Origin of the sequence: Variovorax sp. WDL1 (assembly GCF_001541225.1) — a bacterium.
Lineage (GTDB): Bacteria > Pseudomonadota > Gammaproteobacteria > Burkholderiales > Burkholderiaceae_C > Variovorax.
Genome location: NZ_LMTS01000016.1, coordinates 1 through 14,904 on the forward strand (window position 1 = coordinate 1; position 14,904 = coordinate 14,904).

17 protein-coding genes are annotated in these 14,904 nt (G+C 63.8%); 14 read left to right on the top strand and 3 right to left on the bottom strand.

Going from position 1 to position 14,904, the window contains the following annotated elements:
• The 9 genes from APY03_RS01600 to APY03_RS01640 all read left to right on the top strand — a co-directional run.
• Window positions 1–279: Bug family tripartite tricarboxylate transporter substrate binding protein (locus APY03_RS01600; RefSeq protein WP_269747356.1), on the top strand; the 279-nt coding region annotated here is incomplete at its 5' end.
• Between the two features lie 27 nt (window positions 280–306).
• A complete protein-coding gene (locus APY03_RS01605) occupies window positions 307–1,197 on the top strand; it encodes an amidohydrolase family protein (RefSeq protein WP_068673290.1) in 891 nt (296 codons plus the stop codon).
• Window positions 1,198–1,216: 19 nt separating this feature from the next.
• Window positions 1,217–2,203 carry a Bug family tripartite tricarboxylate transporter substrate binding protein gene (locus APY03_RS01610; RefSeq protein WP_068673292.1) on the top strand — a complete coding sequence of 329 codons (987 nt, stop codon included), beginning with the start codon at window positions 1,217–1,219 and terminating at the stop codon, window positions 2,201–2,203.
• A gap of 38 nt (window positions 2,204–2,241) precedes the next feature.
• Entirely contained in the window at window positions 2,242–2,931 is a 690-nt protein-coding gene (locus APY03_RS01615; RefSeq protein ID WP_068673294.1) for an RraA family protein, read from the top strand.
• Complete coding sequence (locus APY03_RS01620; protein ID WP_068673296.1) at window positions 2,928–3,854, top strand: NAD(P)-dependent oxidoreductase; 927 nt, start codon at window positions 2,928–2,930, stop codon at window positions 3,852–3,854. The genes APY03_RS01615 and APY03_RS01620 overlap by 4 nt, the downstream gene beginning before the upstream one ends.
• A gap of 34 nt (window positions 3,855–3,888) precedes the next feature.
• Window positions 3,889–4,866: a Bug family tripartite tricarboxylate transporter substrate binding protein gene (locus tag APY03_RS01625; RefSeq protein ID WP_102906254.1), complete on the top strand. Its 978-nt coding sequence runs from the start codon at window positions 3,889–3,891 to the stop codon at window positions 4,864–4,866.
• Between the two features lie 50 nt (window positions 4,867–4,916).
• Window positions 4,917–5,873, top strand: coding sequence for a Bug family tripartite tricarboxylate transporter substrate binding protein (locus APY03_RS01630; protein ID WP_068673300.1), 957 nt, complete (start codon window positions 4,917–4,919; stop codon window positions 5,871–5,873).
• Between the two features lie 7 nt (window positions 5,874–5,880).
• Window positions 5,881–6,768 carry an amidohydrolase family protein gene (locus tag APY03_RS01635; RefSeq protein WP_068673302.1) on the top strand — a complete coding sequence of 296 codons (888 nt, stop codon included), beginning with the start codon at window positions 5,881–5,883 and terminating at the stop codon, window positions 6,766–6,768.
• A 63-nt stretch (window positions 6,769–6,831) separates the two neighbouring features.
• Window positions 6,832–7,767 carry an SMP-30/gluconolactonase/LRE family protein gene (locus tag APY03_RS01640; RefSeq protein ID WP_068673304.1) on the top strand — a complete coding sequence of 312 codons (936 nt, stop codon included), beginning with the start codon at window positions 6,832–6,834 and terminating at the stop codon, window positions 7,765–7,767.
• Between the two features lie 166 nt (window positions 7,768–7,933).
• Here the strand turns inward: APY03_RS01640 and APY03_RS01645 are convergent, their stop codons facing one another.
• A complete protein-coding gene (locus APY03_RS01645) occupies window positions 7,934–8,827 on the bottom strand; it encodes a LysR family transcriptional regulator (RefSeq protein ID WP_068673305.1) in 894 nt (297 codons plus the stop codon).
• A gap of 108 nt (window positions 8,828–8,935) precedes the next feature.
• Here APY03_RS01645 and APY03_RS01650 point away from each other — a divergent pair, with 108 nt between their 5' ends.
• Window positions 8,936–9,928, top strand: a complete 993-nt coding sequence (locus APY03_RS01650) for a TerC family protein (RefSeq protein WP_068673308.1) — start codon at window positions 8,936–8,938, stop codon at window positions 9,926–9,928.
• Between the two features lie 43 nt (window positions 9,929–9,971).
• Here the strand turns inward: APY03_RS01650 and APY03_RS01655 are convergent, their stop codons facing one another.
• Window positions 9,972–10,523 (bottom strand): hypothetical protein, encoded by a 552-nt coding sequence (locus APY03_RS01655; RefSeq protein ID WP_146039668.1) that lies wholly within the window; start codon window positions 10,521–10,523, stop codon window positions 9,972–9,974.
• 207 nt (window positions 10,524–10,730) lie between these two features.
• Between APY03_RS01655 and APY03_RS01660 the strand changes: the two genes are divergently transcribed.
• The 3 genes from APY03_RS01660 (at window position 10,731) to APY03_RS41125 (ending at window position 13,873) form a co-directional block, all read left to right on the top strand.
• A complete protein-coding gene (locus APY03_RS01660) occupies window positions 10,731–11,267 on the top strand; it encodes a hypothetical protein (RefSeq protein WP_068673312.1) in 537 nt (178 codons plus the stop codon).
• 378 nt (window positions 11,268–11,645) lie between these two features.
• Entirely contained in the window at window positions 11,646–12,476 is an 831-nt protein-coding gene (xth, locus tag APY03_RS01665; protein WP_232081248.1) for an exodeoxyribonuclease III, read from the top strand.
• 404 nt (window positions 12,477–12,880) lie between these two features.
• Window positions 12,881–13,873 (top strand): hypothetical protein, encoded by a 993-nt coding sequence (locus APY03_RS41125; RefSeq protein ID WP_102906252.1) that lies wholly within the window; start codon window positions 12,881–12,883, stop codon window positions 13,871–13,873.
• Between the two features lie 160 nt (window positions 13,874–14,033).
• On the opposite strand, the gene APY03_RS01680 is transcribed toward APY03_RS41125, so the two are convergent.
• Complete coding sequence (locus APY03_RS01680; protein ID WP_068673316.1) at window positions 14,034–14,477, bottom strand: hypothetical protein; 444 nt, start codon at window positions 14,475–14,477, stop codon at window positions 14,034–14,036.
• A gap of 42 nt (window positions 14,478–14,519) precedes the next feature.
• Here APY03_RS01680 and APY03_RS39940 point away from each other — a divergent pair, with 42 nt between their 5' ends.
• The gene (locus tag APY03_RS39940) at window positions 14,520–14,783 is read left to right on the top strand and encodes a helix-turn-helix domain-containing protein (RefSeq protein WP_232081249.1); all 264 of its coding nucleotides are present in this window, start codon (window positions 14,520–14,522) and stop codon (window positions 14,781–14,783) included.
• Window positions 14,784–14,904 lie beyond the last annotated feature (121 nt).

Sequence of the window (14,904 nt, forward strand, 5' to 3'; positions counted from 1 at the left end):
CCCTCATGCTGGGCAACCCACTTGAAATTCAACAGAGCCGGTTTTGAAGCGGTCACCTGGTTCGGCGTTGCCGGGCCGGCTGGCTTGCCGAAGGACGTGGTCGCCAAGCTGAACGGCGCGTTCAACAAGGCGCTACAGGATCCGGAAGTCAAGAAGAAGCTGGCCAGCCAGGGCGCGGAGACGCTCGGTGGTACTCCTGAGCAGTTCGCCAAGCTGATCCGCGATGACATCGGCCGCTGGGGCCGGATCGTCAAAGAGTCCGGCGCAAAGGTCGATTGACGCATTCAGCAGCGAATCGAGCGCGCGATGCAGACGTCGTCGTACAACGAGAAGGCGGTTGCGCCTTTCTCTGCGGGGGAGGGCCGCACGAACGTCGAGGTGCCGGCGGGCGCCTGCGATTGCCATGTGCATGTGTACGACGGCCGCTTTGCACCCGCGCCAGGTGCGCGCCTCCTGCCGCCTGATGCGAGTGTCGACGACTACCGGCAGCTGCAGCAGCGAACCGGGACCGACCGCGTGGTGTTCGTCACGCCATCGACCTATGGCACCGAGAACCGGCCAATGTGCGAGGCGCTCATTGCCTACGGCGAAGGCGCAAGAGGGGTCGCCGTTATCGACGAGCAGACAGGCGATGCCGAACTTGAAGCCTTGCATGCCACAGGCGTACGTGGCATCCGCCTCAATCTCTCGCTGGGTGTCACCAACTCGGCGCAGCAGATCGATGTGTTGGCCGCGCGTATCGCGCCCTACGGATGGCATCTGCAATTGCTGGCCGCTCCGGACACGCTCGCTGCCCTCGAGCCTCTCCTGCTGCATCTCCCGATTCCTCTGGTCTTCGACCACATGGGCCGCATCGCGCCATCGCTGGCGCAACGACATGCAGCCCACCGATTGATTCTTCGCCTGATCGACTCAGGTCGCGCCTGGGTGAAGTTGTCGGGCGGCTACATCGTGAGCGAGGAAGGCCCGCCGGCCTACAACGACATCGCGCTGCTGGCACGGGGCTACCTGCTGGCCGCGCCCGAACGCGTGGTGTGGGGAAGTGACTGGCCCCATCCGTCTGCCACTGCGGGTCACCAGCCCTTGCCCGACGACGCGCAGCAAATGGACCTGCTCGCGCAATGGGCTGGCCATGCCACTGCCCTGCGGCGCGTGCTGGTCGACAACCCCGCCGCGCTCTACGACTACCAAACCTGATTCTTGAACAAGGACAGCCATGACCAAGCTTGACCGGCGCACCGCCCTGACGATATCCCTTTCACTTCTTGGGCTTGCAGCCATGCCCTCCACGGCGCAGACGACCTGGCCGACCGGAAAACCCATTACCTGGGTCGTGCCCTATCCCCCGGGTGGCACCACCGACATTCTGGGCCGCGCCATTGCGCTGCGGTTGAGCAACTTGCTCGGCGCCACGGTGATCGTCGACAACAAGCCTGGTGCCACCGGCACGATCGGCTCTGCCTTCGTCGCCAAGGCGGCACCGGACGGCTACACCTTGCTAGGCACATCGATTGGCCCTCAGGCCATCGTGCCGAGCCTCATGCCGAAGATGCCGTACGACCCGGTCAAAGCATTCGAGCCAGTCGCTCTGATCGGCACGATCCCCCATGTCCTCATCGTCGGTGCGGCCCAGCCCTTTCGCACGGTGGCCGAACTCACCGCGGAGGCGAAGGCCCATCCGGAAGCGGTTTCCTTCGCGTCCGGCGGCAACGGCACGATCCTCCAGATGCAGGGCGAACTGCTGCGCTTGCAAACCGGCGCCCGAATGACCCATGTGCCCTACAAGGGCGATACCCCGGCCATCCAGGACGTGCTGGCCGGCCACGCGACCTTCATGTTTGCACCGGTGGCTGCGGCGCTGCCGCACATCCAGAGCGGCCGGCTGCGCGCGCTGGCCGTGACGTCTGCGGCCCGGCTGAAATCCATGCCCGAGGTGCCCACGATGGGTCAGGCCGGCTTCAAGGATTTCGTGGTGGAGCAGTGGCAGGCAGCATACGCGCCGGCCGGCACGCCTTCGGCCGTGGTACAGCGGCTGAACCAGGAAATCGTGCGCATCCTCAAGGACGCGGAGGTCGTCGCCATGGCGGACAAGCTCGGCGTCACGCTGGTGGGCAGCACGCCACACCAACTGGCAGAAACCCAGAAAGCAGACCTCGCCAAGTGGGCCAAGGTCATCAAGGACGCCGACGTCAAGGCCGATTGACTCGCTTCCATTCCTCCTCTTGCATCCGAAAGAATCCCATGCCTTCCAATCTTCCCGACATCATTCGCGACTTTGAACGCGTGCCTGCGCACATCGTCGCGCAGGCCGCTGAATTGCAGCCGGCCATCCTGGCCGATGTGGCCGGCCGCCGCGGCGCCGTGGACGGCCGCATCAAGGCACTGCGTCCGCGCATGAAGCTCGCCGGCACCGCCTTGACCGTCGAAGTTCGGCCGGGTGACAACCTGATGATTCACGCCGCCATTGCCATGGCCAAGCCAGGCGACGTTCTCGTCATCGACGGAAAGGGTGACCAGACCTCGGCGCTGATGGGCACAATCATGATGACGGCCTGCAAGCAACTGGGCATTGCCGGCGTGGTGATGGATGGCGCCTGTCGCGACAGCATCGAGATCGACGAGATGGACTACCCGGTGTTCAGTGTCGGCACCAACCCGAACGGTCCTACCAAGAACATCGGCGGCCGCATCGGCCATCCGGTGTCCATTGGCGGTGTGACCGTGCACGCCGGCGATTTCGTGATCGCCGATGGCGATGGCGTCGTGGTGGTCGAGCGCGAGAAGATCGAAGGGCTGCTGCCGCTCGCGGCCCAAAAGATGAAGGATGAAGCCGCGCGCATCTCCGCCATCAAGACTGGCGACACCGCTGCGAAATGGCTGAACGCTGCTCTGCGGACCGCCGGTGTGCTCAAGGAAGGGGAGACGCTGTGAGCACAATCCTCGTCACGGGTGCTGACCTCGCGCCGCAGGCGCTCGCGCTGCTCGTGGGTCACGATGTCATCTACGCCGGCAAGACACCGACCGAAGAAGACCTGGTGGCACTTTGCCGTGCGCATGATCCGGTGGCCATCATCGTGCGCTACGGCAAGGTCGGCAGCGTCGTGATGGACGCAGCGCCGTCGCTGCGCGTGATCTCCAAGCACGGCAGCGGCACCGATACCATCGACAAGGTGGCGGCGCAGGCCCGCGGCATCGAGGTGGTCTCGGCAGCCGGTGCCAATGCCGCGGCCGTGGCCGAGCAGGCACTGGCCCTCTTGCTGGCATGCGCCAAGTCGGTGGTGGCGCTGGATGCGCGCATGCACGCCGGCCATTGGGACAAAGCCACGCACAAGAGCCTCGAGCTCGGTGGCCGCACCATCGGTCTGGTGGGCTTGGGCGCGATCGGACTGCGCTTTGCGCGCATGGCCGATGCCCTTGGCATGCGAGTGATCGGGTTCGACCCATTTGCGAGCAACTTGCCACCGTACGTGGAGTGCGTCGACTTGCCGACGATCTGGCGCGAGTCCGATGCGATCTCGCTGCACTGCCCCCTGACAGAAGACAACCGCGGCCTGCTCGATGCCACTACGCTGGCCCAGTGCAAGCGCGGCGTCATCCTGGTCAACACGGCGCGAGGCGGGTTGATCGACGAGGCCGCGCTGCTGAGCGCAATACGTTCGGGTCAGGTTGCAATGGCCGGTCTCGACAGCTTCGCGGTAGAGCCGATGACTGTCGGCCATCCGTTCCAGGGCGAAAAGAACTTCGTGCTGAGTCCCCACATCGGCGGCGTGACCAGCGATGCCTACGTGAACATGGGCGTCGGCGCCGCCAAGAATCTGTTGCAGGTGCTGACGCGCCAGCCAGCCACGACCTGATGGCCCAGTGATGCCGGACAAGAAGGAGAAATCCATGAAACGATACCTCGCCATCGCATCGCTGACGGCTACGATGGGCCTGTTCGCTACGCTGCCCGCCCAGGCGCAGTCGACCTGGCCAGCCAAGCCCGTGCGCATCCTCGTCGGCTTCTCCGCGGGTGGGCCGACCGATGTCGTCGCGCGTGCGTTCGCCGACCATGCCTCTCGCACGTTGGGCCAGTCTTTCGTGGTCGAGAACAAGCCCGGTGCCAATACCATCCTGGCGGCCGAGGCAGTGGCCTCCGCGCCAGCGGACGGCTACACGCTCTTGCTCGGTGCAACCAACCACACGATGATTCCTGCGCTTTACAGCCAGCGGGTGAAGTTCGACGCCGTGCGCTCCTTTGCGCCGGTGTGCTCGCTGGCGCTCAGCCCCACGGTGCTGGTCGTCGGCCCATCGATGCCGGTCAAGACGCTCGGAGACTTCCTGAGCGAGGTCAAGGCCGCCCCCGGCAAGCGCACCTACGGCACGCCGGGCAGCGGCAGTTCCGGCCATTTTGCAAGTGAGCAGTTCACTCGGCTGACCGGAACCTCGATGAATCACATCCCCTACAAGGGCGCGGCCCAAGCCACGACCGACATGATCGGCGGGCAGGTGGACAGCTCCTTTGCCACGCTGGGGTCGGTGCTGCCCCAGGTGCAGGCAGGCAAGCTGAACGCGCTGGCCGTCGCCGCGCCCAAACGTTCGGCGCTGCTGCCGAACGTGCCGACCTTCGAGGAGGCCGGCGTGAAAGGGTATTCCGCCGATGCGTGGTATGGCCTGCTCGCGCCCGCGAATACGCCAGCAGCGACCTTGGCGGTGCTGCGTCGAGTTGCGACCGAGTTCGCCCAGTCACCTGCCACGGCAGAGAAGTTCAGGCTTTTGGGCATGGAAGCGCAGAGTACCTGCGCTGAAGCCTTCGGCGCGCAACTGACGCGCGAGGTGAAGGCTTACGGTGAGCTGGCTCGTGCGCTTGGCCTCAAACCTGAATGAGCGCTCGCCGTTCGCCAGATTCCCATCCGACATTCTTAGAGAACCCACCGATGAAAACCTCGATCCGTCGCGTGCTCGCTGCATGCCTCTTTGTCGCCGCTTCCGCACAGGCGGCGTTCCCGGACCGACCCATCACGCTGGTCGTGCCCTACGCACCCGGAGGCTCGGCGGATGCGCTGGCGCGCGTGCTTGCGGTGCGCATGGGCGCGAAGCTCGGCACCAGCGTGATTGTCGACAACCGCCCTGGGGCGAGCGGCACCATCGGCGCAAGCTATGCCGCCAAGGCGCCGGCCGATGGCTACACCATGCTCTACGACGCCACGCCCTATTCGATCAATCCGCACCTGTTTCCGCGCATGCCCTTCGCGAGCAACGCCCTGCAGCCGCTGTCGCTCGTCTCGCTGGCGCCGAACATCATCATTGTCAAGGCCGAGTCGCCGATCAAGGATGTGAAGGACCTGGTGGACAAGGCCAAGGTGACACCCGGCAAGCTGAACTACGCCTCCGGCGGCAGCGGAACGGTCCAACGCCTGGCGGCAGAACTGCTGCGCCAGAAGCTCGACCTCGACATGGTGCACGTTGGCTACAAGAGCGGGGGGCCTGCCATCGTCGATGTGACGGGCGGGCAGGTCGACTTCATGTTCAGCACCATCGCGGCGTCATACCCGCTGGTCTCATCGGGCAAGCTGCGCGCGCTCGCCGTGTCGTCGCCAGAGCGTTCGAAGCGCCTGCCCGACGTGCCGACGGTGGCCGAATCTGTGGCGCCTGGCTTTGAGGCATTCGAGTGGAATGGTTTGCTGCTGCCGGCCGGCACGCCCGAGCCCGTTGCTGCGAAGTTGCACAAGGCCCTGGTCGACGTGCTGAAGGAAGACGAGGTGAAGCAGCGTTTCACCGACGTCGGCGTGCAAGCCGTCGGGTCCACGCCAGCCGAGTTCGCAACTTTCCTGAAGAAGGAAGACGCGAAGTGGGCCGAGGTGATCCGCAAGGGCAACATCAAGCTCGACTGAATTCCCGATGGCTGTCCTGCCCCCAGCGCGTCCCGTCCCGCATTCGGTTGGTCTTGAACGACCGTCGCGCACGCTGCCCGCCGGTGCGTGCGACAGCCACATGCACATCTTCGACCCGCGGTTCACGCCGTCGCCGCACTGGAAGCGCCAGCCGCCCTGCGCCGAGGTGGCCGCCTACCGCCAGCTCCAGCAACGGCTCGGGACGTCGCGAACGGTGGTCGTCAACCCGTCGACCTACGGCACCGACAACGCCTGCATGCTCGACGCACTTGAGCAGCTTGGAGAGGACGCGCGTGGTGTTGCGGTGGTAGGCGCCGAGGTGGACGACGCCGAACTCGATCGACTCGACGCGCAACGCGTATGTGGACTGCGCGTCAACTTCGTCACGCCGCAATCCTGGGGCATCACCACGACGAAGATGCTGAGGACGCTTGCGCGCAGGGTCGCCCACCTCGGCTGGCACATCCAGGTCTTCGTGCACCCCGAACAACTGGTTGAACTCGCACCCGTGCTCGAGGCGTTGCCAACCCCACTCGTGATTGACCACATGGCCCGCATCGATCCAGCCGAAGGTCCGGACAGCGTCGCCTTCCACACGTTGCGCCGGCTGCTCGACCGGGGCAACACCTGGGTGAAGCTCTCCGGTGTCTACATGCGCTCGCACGAAGGCGCTCCCGCATATCGCGACGCCCAGGCGCTCGGGTCTGCATTGGTGCAGGCCGCACCGCAGCGCATGGTGTGGGGCAGCGACTGGCCGCACACCACCGAGGCGCCAGGCTCCGTTGACGACGCAGACCTGGTCGACGTACTGCGCGGCTGGTGTGGCGACGACGGGGTGATGGACCGTATCCTCATCGACAACCCGGCACGGCTCTACGGCTTCGGCGACGCCTGACACCATGCGGTCAAGCCTGCCTTCACAACTGCGGCGGCATCGAAGCCGCGACGGAGATCCACGGTGTTCTTTCTGCAAGCTCCCCAAGTTCAAGAGCTCGAGGTGTTCTCGCGAATGCCCGAGATCTTCCGGCGGCGCAAGACAAGCGCGTGGGCCGACGCCAACCGAGGCGGCCAGGTCACGGACTCGTTCCTCGAAGGACCCGTGTTCGATGACGCCGGAAACCTTTACGTAGCCGATATTCCCTTTGGGCGCATCTTCCGCATCGACCCCGCTGGTGCATGGACACTGGTGACCGAGTACGACGGCGAGCCCAACGGAATGAAGTTTCTGGATGCGCACACCCTGCTCGTCACCGACTACAAGGCCGGGCTGATGCGCATCGACGTGCGGGATGGCGCCGTCACACCCCATCTGCAGCGGCGCAATAGCGAACGTTTCAAGGGCGTCAACGACTTGGTGCTCGACGAGCAGGGGCACATCTACTTCACTGACCAAGGCCAGACCGGGTTGCACGACCCGACCGGGCGTCTTTACCGGTTGCGACCGGATGGCCAACTCGACCTGTTGCTCGCCAACGTACCCAGCCCGAACGGCGTGGCATTGTCACCGGATGGCAAGCTGCTCTACCTCGCCGTAACACGCGGCAACTGTGTGTGGCGCGTGCCGCTTCTGACCGACGGGAGTGTGGCGAAGGTGAGTCAGTTCTTCACGTCGTACGGTCCGAGCGGCCCGGACGGCCTTGCCGTCGACGTGCAAGGGCGCCTGCTGGTTGCGAACCCTGGGCTGGGCTATGTCTGGGTGCTCAATGCGCGTGGCGAGCCCGTGATCGTGTTTCGTGGCCCGACAGGCGCTTCGACGACGAATCTGGCCTTTGGCGGCAGTGGAAGGTCGACTCTCTTCGTCACCGATTCGACGCATGGTCAGGTCCTTATGGCCGCGCTCGATTCCGCAGGGCTTGTATTGCATCGCGGTCGCAGCACCGGTGACTTCATTTGATTCTTGGGCGATTTGCCAACCACAGAAGCGACCACGTTCGGATCGAAGCCCACGGTCGAGGTGAACTGGCTCTTCAGTCGTGCGCGGAATGCCGTACCACTCGTCGAAGCCGTGGTTCGCGGGAAGGCGTCCTGGCACATCGCCGAGACGCCCGTCCGGCGCCTGTTCAGGCGTCGGTGCGGGCCGCTGCGGCGGCCATCACCCGCTGCACCAGCGGATGGTGCTGGCCGCGGCGCGATCGGATGGCATGGATCTCTTCCTTCACGCCGCTGCTGCTGCCCAGCAGACGCAGCCCGCGCATCAGGCCGATGTCGTCCGCGCCGAGCCGGCTGACCGGGAACACACCCAGCCCGCGGGCGGCGAAGACGGCCAGCAGCGCACTGTCCTCGAACTCACCGACGATGCGGGGCCGCAGGCCCTGCGTCTCGAACCAGTGCTCCAGCGTCGTGCGCAGCGCCGAGTGTCCCGTGGGCAGCAGCACGGGCAGGTCGTTCAGGCTTTGCGGGAATCGGTCGCGCTCGGTCTTGCCGACCATGCGCGCCGGGCCGTGCCACTCGACCGGGGCATCGACCAGGCGCTCGCTGGACAAGCGCAGATTGGGGTTGCGTGGCGCCGCCTGGCCCGCCAGCACCACGTCGAGGTGATGCAAGGCCAGTTCGCTCAAGAGCTGTTCGAACTCGCCCTCGTGGCAGACCAGCCGGAGGTGCGGTGTACCCAGAACCGGCTCCAACAGCGCATGGGCGGCGAGTTTCGAGATGCCGTCGGAGAGCCCGACCGCCAGGCGGGCGACCTGGCCGCTGGCCGCTTCGCGCACCTCGTCGGGAATCACCTGGCCGAGCTGGAAGATCTCCTCGGCGCGCGCGAAGGCGGCCTGGCCCGCTTCGGTGAGGGCCACACCGCGCCCCGAAGGTTTGAGCAGTTGGTGGCCTAGCGCCTTCTCCAGCTCGCGCACCTGCGCGCTGATGGTCTGCACGGCCATGTCCAGCCGCTCGGCAGCCCTGGCGAAGCCGCCTTCCTTCGTGACGACCCAGAAGTAGTGGAGGTGGCGGTAGTTCAGCATGATCGATCCAGTGCGGGAAAACCGAAGTCTAGGTGCGCTTCTCTCTGGTTTGTTCGAATGCGGGCCATCCCCACACTCCAGCCACCCGATCAACCAACCATCTTCGCCATGGACTTCCTGCTTCCCCTCCTCACCTCCGACTTCATGGGCAAGCCGGCCTGGGTCTGGCTGGCCTTCGTCGGCATCGTCGTCGCGCTGCTGGCCTTCGACCTGGGCGTGCTGCACAAGGACGACCACGAGATCGGCGTGCGCGAGAGCCTGCTGCTGTCGGCCGGCTACATCAGCGTGGCGCTGATCTTCGGCGCCTGGGTGTGGTGGTACCTGGGCGCGCAGAGCGGCATGGACTACTACACCGGCTTCATGATCGAGAAGTCGCTGTCGATGGACAACGTCTTCGTCATCGCGCTGATCTTCACCTTCCTCGCGATCCCGCGGCAGTACCAGCACCGCGTGCTGTTCTGGGGCATCCTGGGTGTGATCGTGCTGCGCGCGATCATGATCGCGCTGGGCGCCACGCTGGTCAGCCAGTTCAGCTGGGTGCTCTACCTGTTCGGTGCGTTCCTGATCTTCACCGGTATCAAGATGTGGATCATTGCCGACCACGTGCCGGACATCGCGAACAACCCGCTGCTGAAGTTCCTGAAGCGGCGCATGCACGTGACCGGGGGGCTGCGCGGCAACGCGTTCTGGGTGCGCGAGACCGACCCGGCCACGGGCAAGCTGGCGCGCTTCGCGACGCCGCTGTTCCTGGCGCTGGTGCTGGTGGAGTTCGTCGACCTGATCTTCGCGGTCGACTCGGTGCCGGCGATCTTCGCGATCACCGCCGACCCCTTCATCGTCTACACGAGCAACATCTTCGCCATCCTGGGCCTGCGCGCGCTGTACTTTGCGCTGGCGGCGATGATCCATCGCTTCAAGTACCTCAAGTACGCCCTGGCCCTGGTGCTGGTCTTCATCGGCAGCAAGATCTTCCTGGTGGGCATCATCGGCAAGATCCCGGCGGTGATCTCGCTGAGCGTGACCTTCGGCTTGATCGCTGGCGGTGTGCTGGTGTCGCTGTGGAAGACGCGCAGGCAGCCTGCAGCCGGTGAGGCAGCGTGATCACCGGGGGCTCCGTCAGCCCGGCGGACGCCTTGTTCGGCCGCTATTCGATGTGGAACGGAAGCACGAAGTAGGAATCCAGCGAGGCCGCCTCGGCCGGCACGCCGTAGACAGGGGTCGGTGGAATCTGGTAGTTGCACGACGGTCCAGGCGCGCCCTGGGACAGGATCGTGATGCGATTCACGGTCGAGGTCGTCGGCACGTAGACCGTGAATCTCTGATCCTCCCCCTTGGAACTGCCCATCGCCGGCATGCCGGGCAGGCCAATGCCCGGGAGCGCGCCGCCGGAAGGGATTACCGCCTGACCACTGCAGCGCGGACCGGTCCACAGAATCGAGTTCGTCGATTCCATCGGCATCAAGTAGGGCGATTCCTCCACGACCCGGAGCGATCCGAGGGCATTGCCGACGCGGACGACGACATGGTCACCCTTGGCATTGCCGTAAAGACGCCCGACGGTACGACCGGCAGCATCGACAACTTTCAACGGCTCCTCGTTCTTGTCCTTGTCCTTGGCAACCGCAGAACCTGTCATCAGCGTCCCCGCGACGATGCCGCACCCAAGCATGGCTGCAATTGACCCATTCACGTTCACGTTCTTCTCCGGGTTGGAAGGAGCGCCAAGTATGGGAGAGGCGACCGCGCTTCGCAACCAAAAGTTCTCAGTAGTGACGCCGCGGAATTGAGCCGTTCATCGACCGGTGCCTCATTGGGTTGAAGGCCAAGCTTGGACAGCTTCGGCGGGGGGTAGCCAAGCTGGACTTCTCGAACGTCGTTCGCGAAAATTCTGTAATGTGCAAAGATGAAATCAATCGTGCATCTCGCGCTCGGCGTTCTGCTGCTTTCTGCCGTGGCGCTCAACGCCGGCGCAACGGGGACGAACAAGCTCTGCAACGGACGACAGACAGACGTCGTCTTTGCTGTAATCCATGAGAGTTCGGACGATTCGGGTTCGAGATGCGAGCTTCAGGGATCGCGGTGTTACGTGACGCTCCAAGGCTGGTACACCATGAGGCCGGGGGTCTGCATGGACGTCGACGTGGGAAATCAATGGGAGTCTTACCTGTCGATCTTCGTCAAGGAGACGGCGGCCGGCCAGTACAGGCCGGAAACCTTCCCAGTCAACGAGAGGTTCTACAAGGACAGGAACGAGAAGAACTCCGGCGTTGTTAACGTCACTGCATGCATGCCTGCCGGGTCGTTCAAGAAAAAGGTGCCTGGAGCTCTCGCGCCCATGCTGAATTCTGCAGTCGCATGCGATCCCGGCGAGGTGCTGTATCCGGTCAACTACGTCATGCGCGGCGGGCCGCAAACCCACGTCGTGGTCACGTTGAACTAAGTGGGCTGTTTAGACCGTGTCGACACGGTCAGTCCTTCGCCGCGAATGGAGACTGGAAAGCTCCTCGTGAACGTGGAGGTCGCACAGGCCAGCCGGTTTGCATGTCAGGCGCCTGGCTGTGGCCGCAGCCTCAAGGGTTGGCGTTCGCTGGGTCGACACTTCGCATCAGGGGACTCGCGGACGGCGTTGGCATGCCAGCCAGGCTTGGCGGTGGGTCGAGAGGGTAGGACCACCCTGGTGCTTCTGCGCAGATGCAACCCCAGGGGATGATCGGCCCCTTGTTGGTCATTCGGGTGCCGGAGGGGCGTACCGACAAGTAGGTCTGGTCCGCATGTTCTCGCAACAGTTAGCCCTCAGCCGGATCCCGGATCCCGGAGAATGGCGAACGGCGCGGCCGACGCGTTGCCGAAGCCAAGAGCGCCTTCTTCCAAGAAAGCCATGAAGGTTGCGACATTCAACGTCAACGGTATCAAGGGGCGAATGCCACGTCTGCTCGACTGGCTTCAGGACGCCGAGCCGGACATCGCCTGTCTGCAGGAAATCAAGACGGGCGACGCCACCTTTCCCCACGAAGCGCTGGAGGCCGCGGGTTACCACGTCATCTGGCACGGCCAGCCGCGGCACCACGGCGTCGCAATCCTGTCTCGCAACGCCGAGCCGGCCGAAGTTCGACGGGGACTTCCCAACGACGACGCCGATGGCCAAGCGAGATATCTCGAGGCTGCCGTCGGCCCTATGCGGGTGGCGTCCGTCTACTTGCCCAACGGGAATCCGGTTCCGAGCAACAACTTCGACTACAAGCTGCGGTGGTTCGAGCGCTTCAACGCGCACGCGAACACGCTGGTCGGACGCGACGTCGTTCTATGCGGGGACTTTAATGTGGTCCCGACCAACGAGGACATCTACAACGCAGGCTCCTGGCGGTTCGACGCCGTGCTGCAGCCCGAAACGAGAGACGCGTACCAGCGGCTGCTCGCCCAAGGCTGGATCGATAGCGCACGCTTCCAAAATCCGAAGGGGCGTGGGGACCTGTACACGTTCTGGGTCAACGACCACGCATTCCGCCGCAACGCCGGATTCCGGATGGATTTCGTTCTGCTCAGTCCCGGCCTCGGGAGCCGTCTTCTGGCTTCGGGCGTCGATGCGAAACACCGCGGACGCGAGAAGCCGAGCGACCACGCGCCAGTCTGGGTGGAACAGCGGGACTAGGAAGCGCCAAAGTGAACTCAGGGCCTCTTCATCACCGCCCTGGCCGCATCCTTCACGTCGTATGCTGCGGCTCATGGGGCGAACGGTTCAAGCTCACGGAGCCGCCTGCCCCCGAACGTCTCGGTTCGGCTGCCATGAGCGGAAGTTCGCTTGAATGAACAATTTCGCAACAGCGGACGCTCGCCGGGTTTGCACAATCGGCCCCAAGCGGCAGACCGACGAGGCAGCGTCTCATTCATACTGAGTACAACTAGCCAGAACGGTCCAAGTACCCTCATTGAAGGCGCAACGACTTAAACTGCAGAATACGCTCCCTTCGGGCCCTTGTACCGTGAAGGATAGTCATGGCGTCCTTGCTTCCTCACAATCAGTGGTAGCGGTAGGATGGCAAGGGAGGCGCCAGCATGGAAAACATCGGCATCGTTCCTGTCGACCAGGTACCTACAGCTCAGGACCTGCTGTTCTTTGACAGATTTCTCTCGACTGGAGCGCTTGCAGAACGTCCGGGTCCCTATCGTGCGCCACGTCCGCATCGGGAGGCCATCCCTCAGGAAGCACTTCGCCCGGTCGTCGATAGCCGGACGCTTGCGCGGTCTGAGGAAGCGGAGGCCGCCATCGACTTCCTCCAGCGCGCGCAGTTGTTCCTCGGCACCGACGACGAGAGCATGGAGTCGTTGCTTCGAAAAACGGATGAACTTCTCGCCCCGTGTCCAGCCTTCCGCGAGGAATGGGAGCGGCTTGGTGAAGCGTGCCGGCAAGCTGAGTCCAACGACTTTAGTCGGCCATATATGTGGAGGTTCCAGCGCCCCTATCAAGCAAATCAACGCCTGGTTAGCTTTGTCAGTCAGACGCGTGCACGCCTCCTTGCGCTACATCGCACGACCGAAACTGCTACATACACCCCTATCGTGAGTCCGAACGCCATACCGGGAACAGTAGGAGGCCGAGCGTCTGCAGTGGTGCGCGTGGTGCTGAAACACTTTCCAGTACCTTGCGATGACGTAAGTTTTCAAGAAATAGTGGAGTTCCGTTCACAGGACAAGGTTGCTCGGCAACTTCAACTTTTCCGGCGTTGGATGCGCTGTAGCCTCGCAGATGAGTCCAAGTCTCCTGCTGTAATCGGTGAAGAGCTCGCCGACGGCCTGTCAGACTTCACAGCGTACATGAAGACGGAGAGATGGAAGTACAACACCGAGGTCGTACAACTACTATTAACTTTCCCTCTGGCTACTGTCGAGCGACTGGCAAAGCTGGAGTTCTCCCAACTGCTTGACCCCCTGTTCGCCCTTGTGAAAGCCCGCATCGGACTCCACACGGCCGAAACCTTGACGGCACCGGGTCGCGAACTCGCGTACCTGCAGTCGGTGAGAAGCAGATTCACCAGAGGCAGCTTGTAGCTCACCCGCTGGACGCTTTTTGCGGGTATGCATTCGTATATCCAGAGCTTGTTGGGCTGCTGGCAAGAGGTTGACCGCACACTTGGTTTGGCCCCTTCCGTTGCGCACAAGCCAGGCCTTCCGCCCCTCCTGAGCCCTACGCAACTCAGCGTGATGCGGGCTATGAACAGCGGCCTGAAGCCGCCTTTCCCATGTCGGCTGCGAAGGTCCGCTTCGTAGCACCAGGTAGGTCCGCTTCGGGCCTATCCTTGCCTTTCGCGCTCCGCGCATGACCTGCAGCAACCGGTCTCAACTGGAAGTTCGATCGCGGTCCGGGCGCCCGCTCCGGTCCGGGCAATGTGCCCTTCGTTTCAGTTCCGGTCTCGACAGGCCCCAGGTCCTTGTGTTGAAGCGCCATCTTGCTCAGCCGGGTGATCTCCCGAATCACAATGCCGGTTTGCGGACCCCCGCCCCACCGGTCGAGCACAACCTGCATGGTGGCTTCCAAGAGCCCGGTCCGTACCAGATCGCTGATGGCCTTGAAATCGCCGTCGTCTGTCACGATCAAGGGCAAGCGTTCGAGCGCAATGCGGCGCAACAGCGCCAGGGGCGTCGCGCTCTTCATTTGTCTTTGCCGTAACGCAATGCCTGTCCAGGAAATCCCAAGTTGGGATATTCTAAATCAGGATGTAATTTCGCCCGCGTGTCGCGCGGCCTTCATCCAACATACAAAAAGCTTTCCAGCCTGCTTGCCGAGGCTCGTGCTGCAGCTGGGCTCACGCAGACGCAGGTCGCAGAGCGGCTAAAGCGACCTCAATCGTTCGTCTCGAAGTACGAGAACGGAGAGCGTCAGCTGGATGTCGTCGAGTTCATCGCCGTTTGCAAGGCCATCGGAATCTCCCCTCCCGAAGTGATCAACCGAATCGCTTGAGCCGGCTCATACGGTTGCCTCTACCCAGGGGCGCCAGTGGGCACATGGCTTAGCAGGCCCGCAGCCCTCGCCACCGCGGCCAATCATCAGCCCGCTTCCGCTCCACCCGCGCAGCACCCCA

What these genes read in the sequence shown, in the direction of transcription:
- APY03_RS01660 (WP_068673312.1), top strand. Translation starts at nt 10,731, where the DNA reads ATGAAATCAATCGTGCATCTCGCGCTCGGCGTTCTGCTGCTTTCTGCC.
- APY03_RS01635 (WP_068673302.1), top strand. Translation starts at nt 5,881, where the DNA reads ATGGCTGTCCTGCCCCCAGCGCGTCCCGTCCCGCATTCGGTTGGTCTT.
- APY03_RS01680 (WP_068673316.1), bottom strand. Translation starts at nt 14,477, where the DNA reads ATGAAGAGCGCGACGCCCCTGGCGCTGTTGCGCCGCATTGCGCTCGAA.
- APY03_RS01610 (WP_068673292.1), top strand. Translation starts at nt 1,217, where the DNA reads ATGACCAAGCTTGACCGGCGCACCGCCCTGACGATATCCCTTTCACTT.
- APY03_RS41125 (WP_102906252.1), top strand. Translation starts at nt 12,881, where the DNA reads ATGGAAAACATCGGCATCGTTCCTGTCGACCAGGTACCTACAGCTCAG.
- APY03_RS01605 (WP_068673290.1), top strand. Translation starts at nt 307, where the DNA reads ATGCAGACGTCGTCGTACAACGAGAAGGCGGTTGCGCCTTTCTCTGCG.
- APY03_RS01615 (WP_068673294.1), top strand. Translation starts at nt 2,242, where the DNA reads ATGCCTTCCAATCTTCCCGACATCATTCGCGACTTTGAACGCGTGCCT.
- APY03_RS01630 (WP_068673300.1), top strand. Translation starts at nt 4,917, where the DNA reads ATGAAAACCTCGATCCGTCGCGTGCTCGCTGCATGCCTCTTTGTCGCC.
- APY03_RS01645 (WP_068673305.1), bottom strand. Translation starts at nt 8,827, where the DNA reads ATGCTGAACTACCGCCACCTCCACTACTTCTGGGTCGTCACGAAGGAA.
- APY03_RS01625 (WP_102906254.1), top strand. Translation starts at nt 3,889, where the DNA reads ATGAAACGATACCTCGCCATCGCATCGCTGACGGCTACGATGGGCCTG.
- xth (WP_232081248.1), top strand. Translation starts at nt 11,646, where the DNA reads ATGGCGAACGGCGCGGCCGACGCGTTGCCGAAGCCAAGAGCGCCTTCT.
- APY03_RS01650 (WP_068673308.1), top strand. Translation starts at nt 8,936, where the DNA reads ATGGACTTCCTGCTTCCCCTCCTCACCTCCGACTTCATGGGCAAGCCG.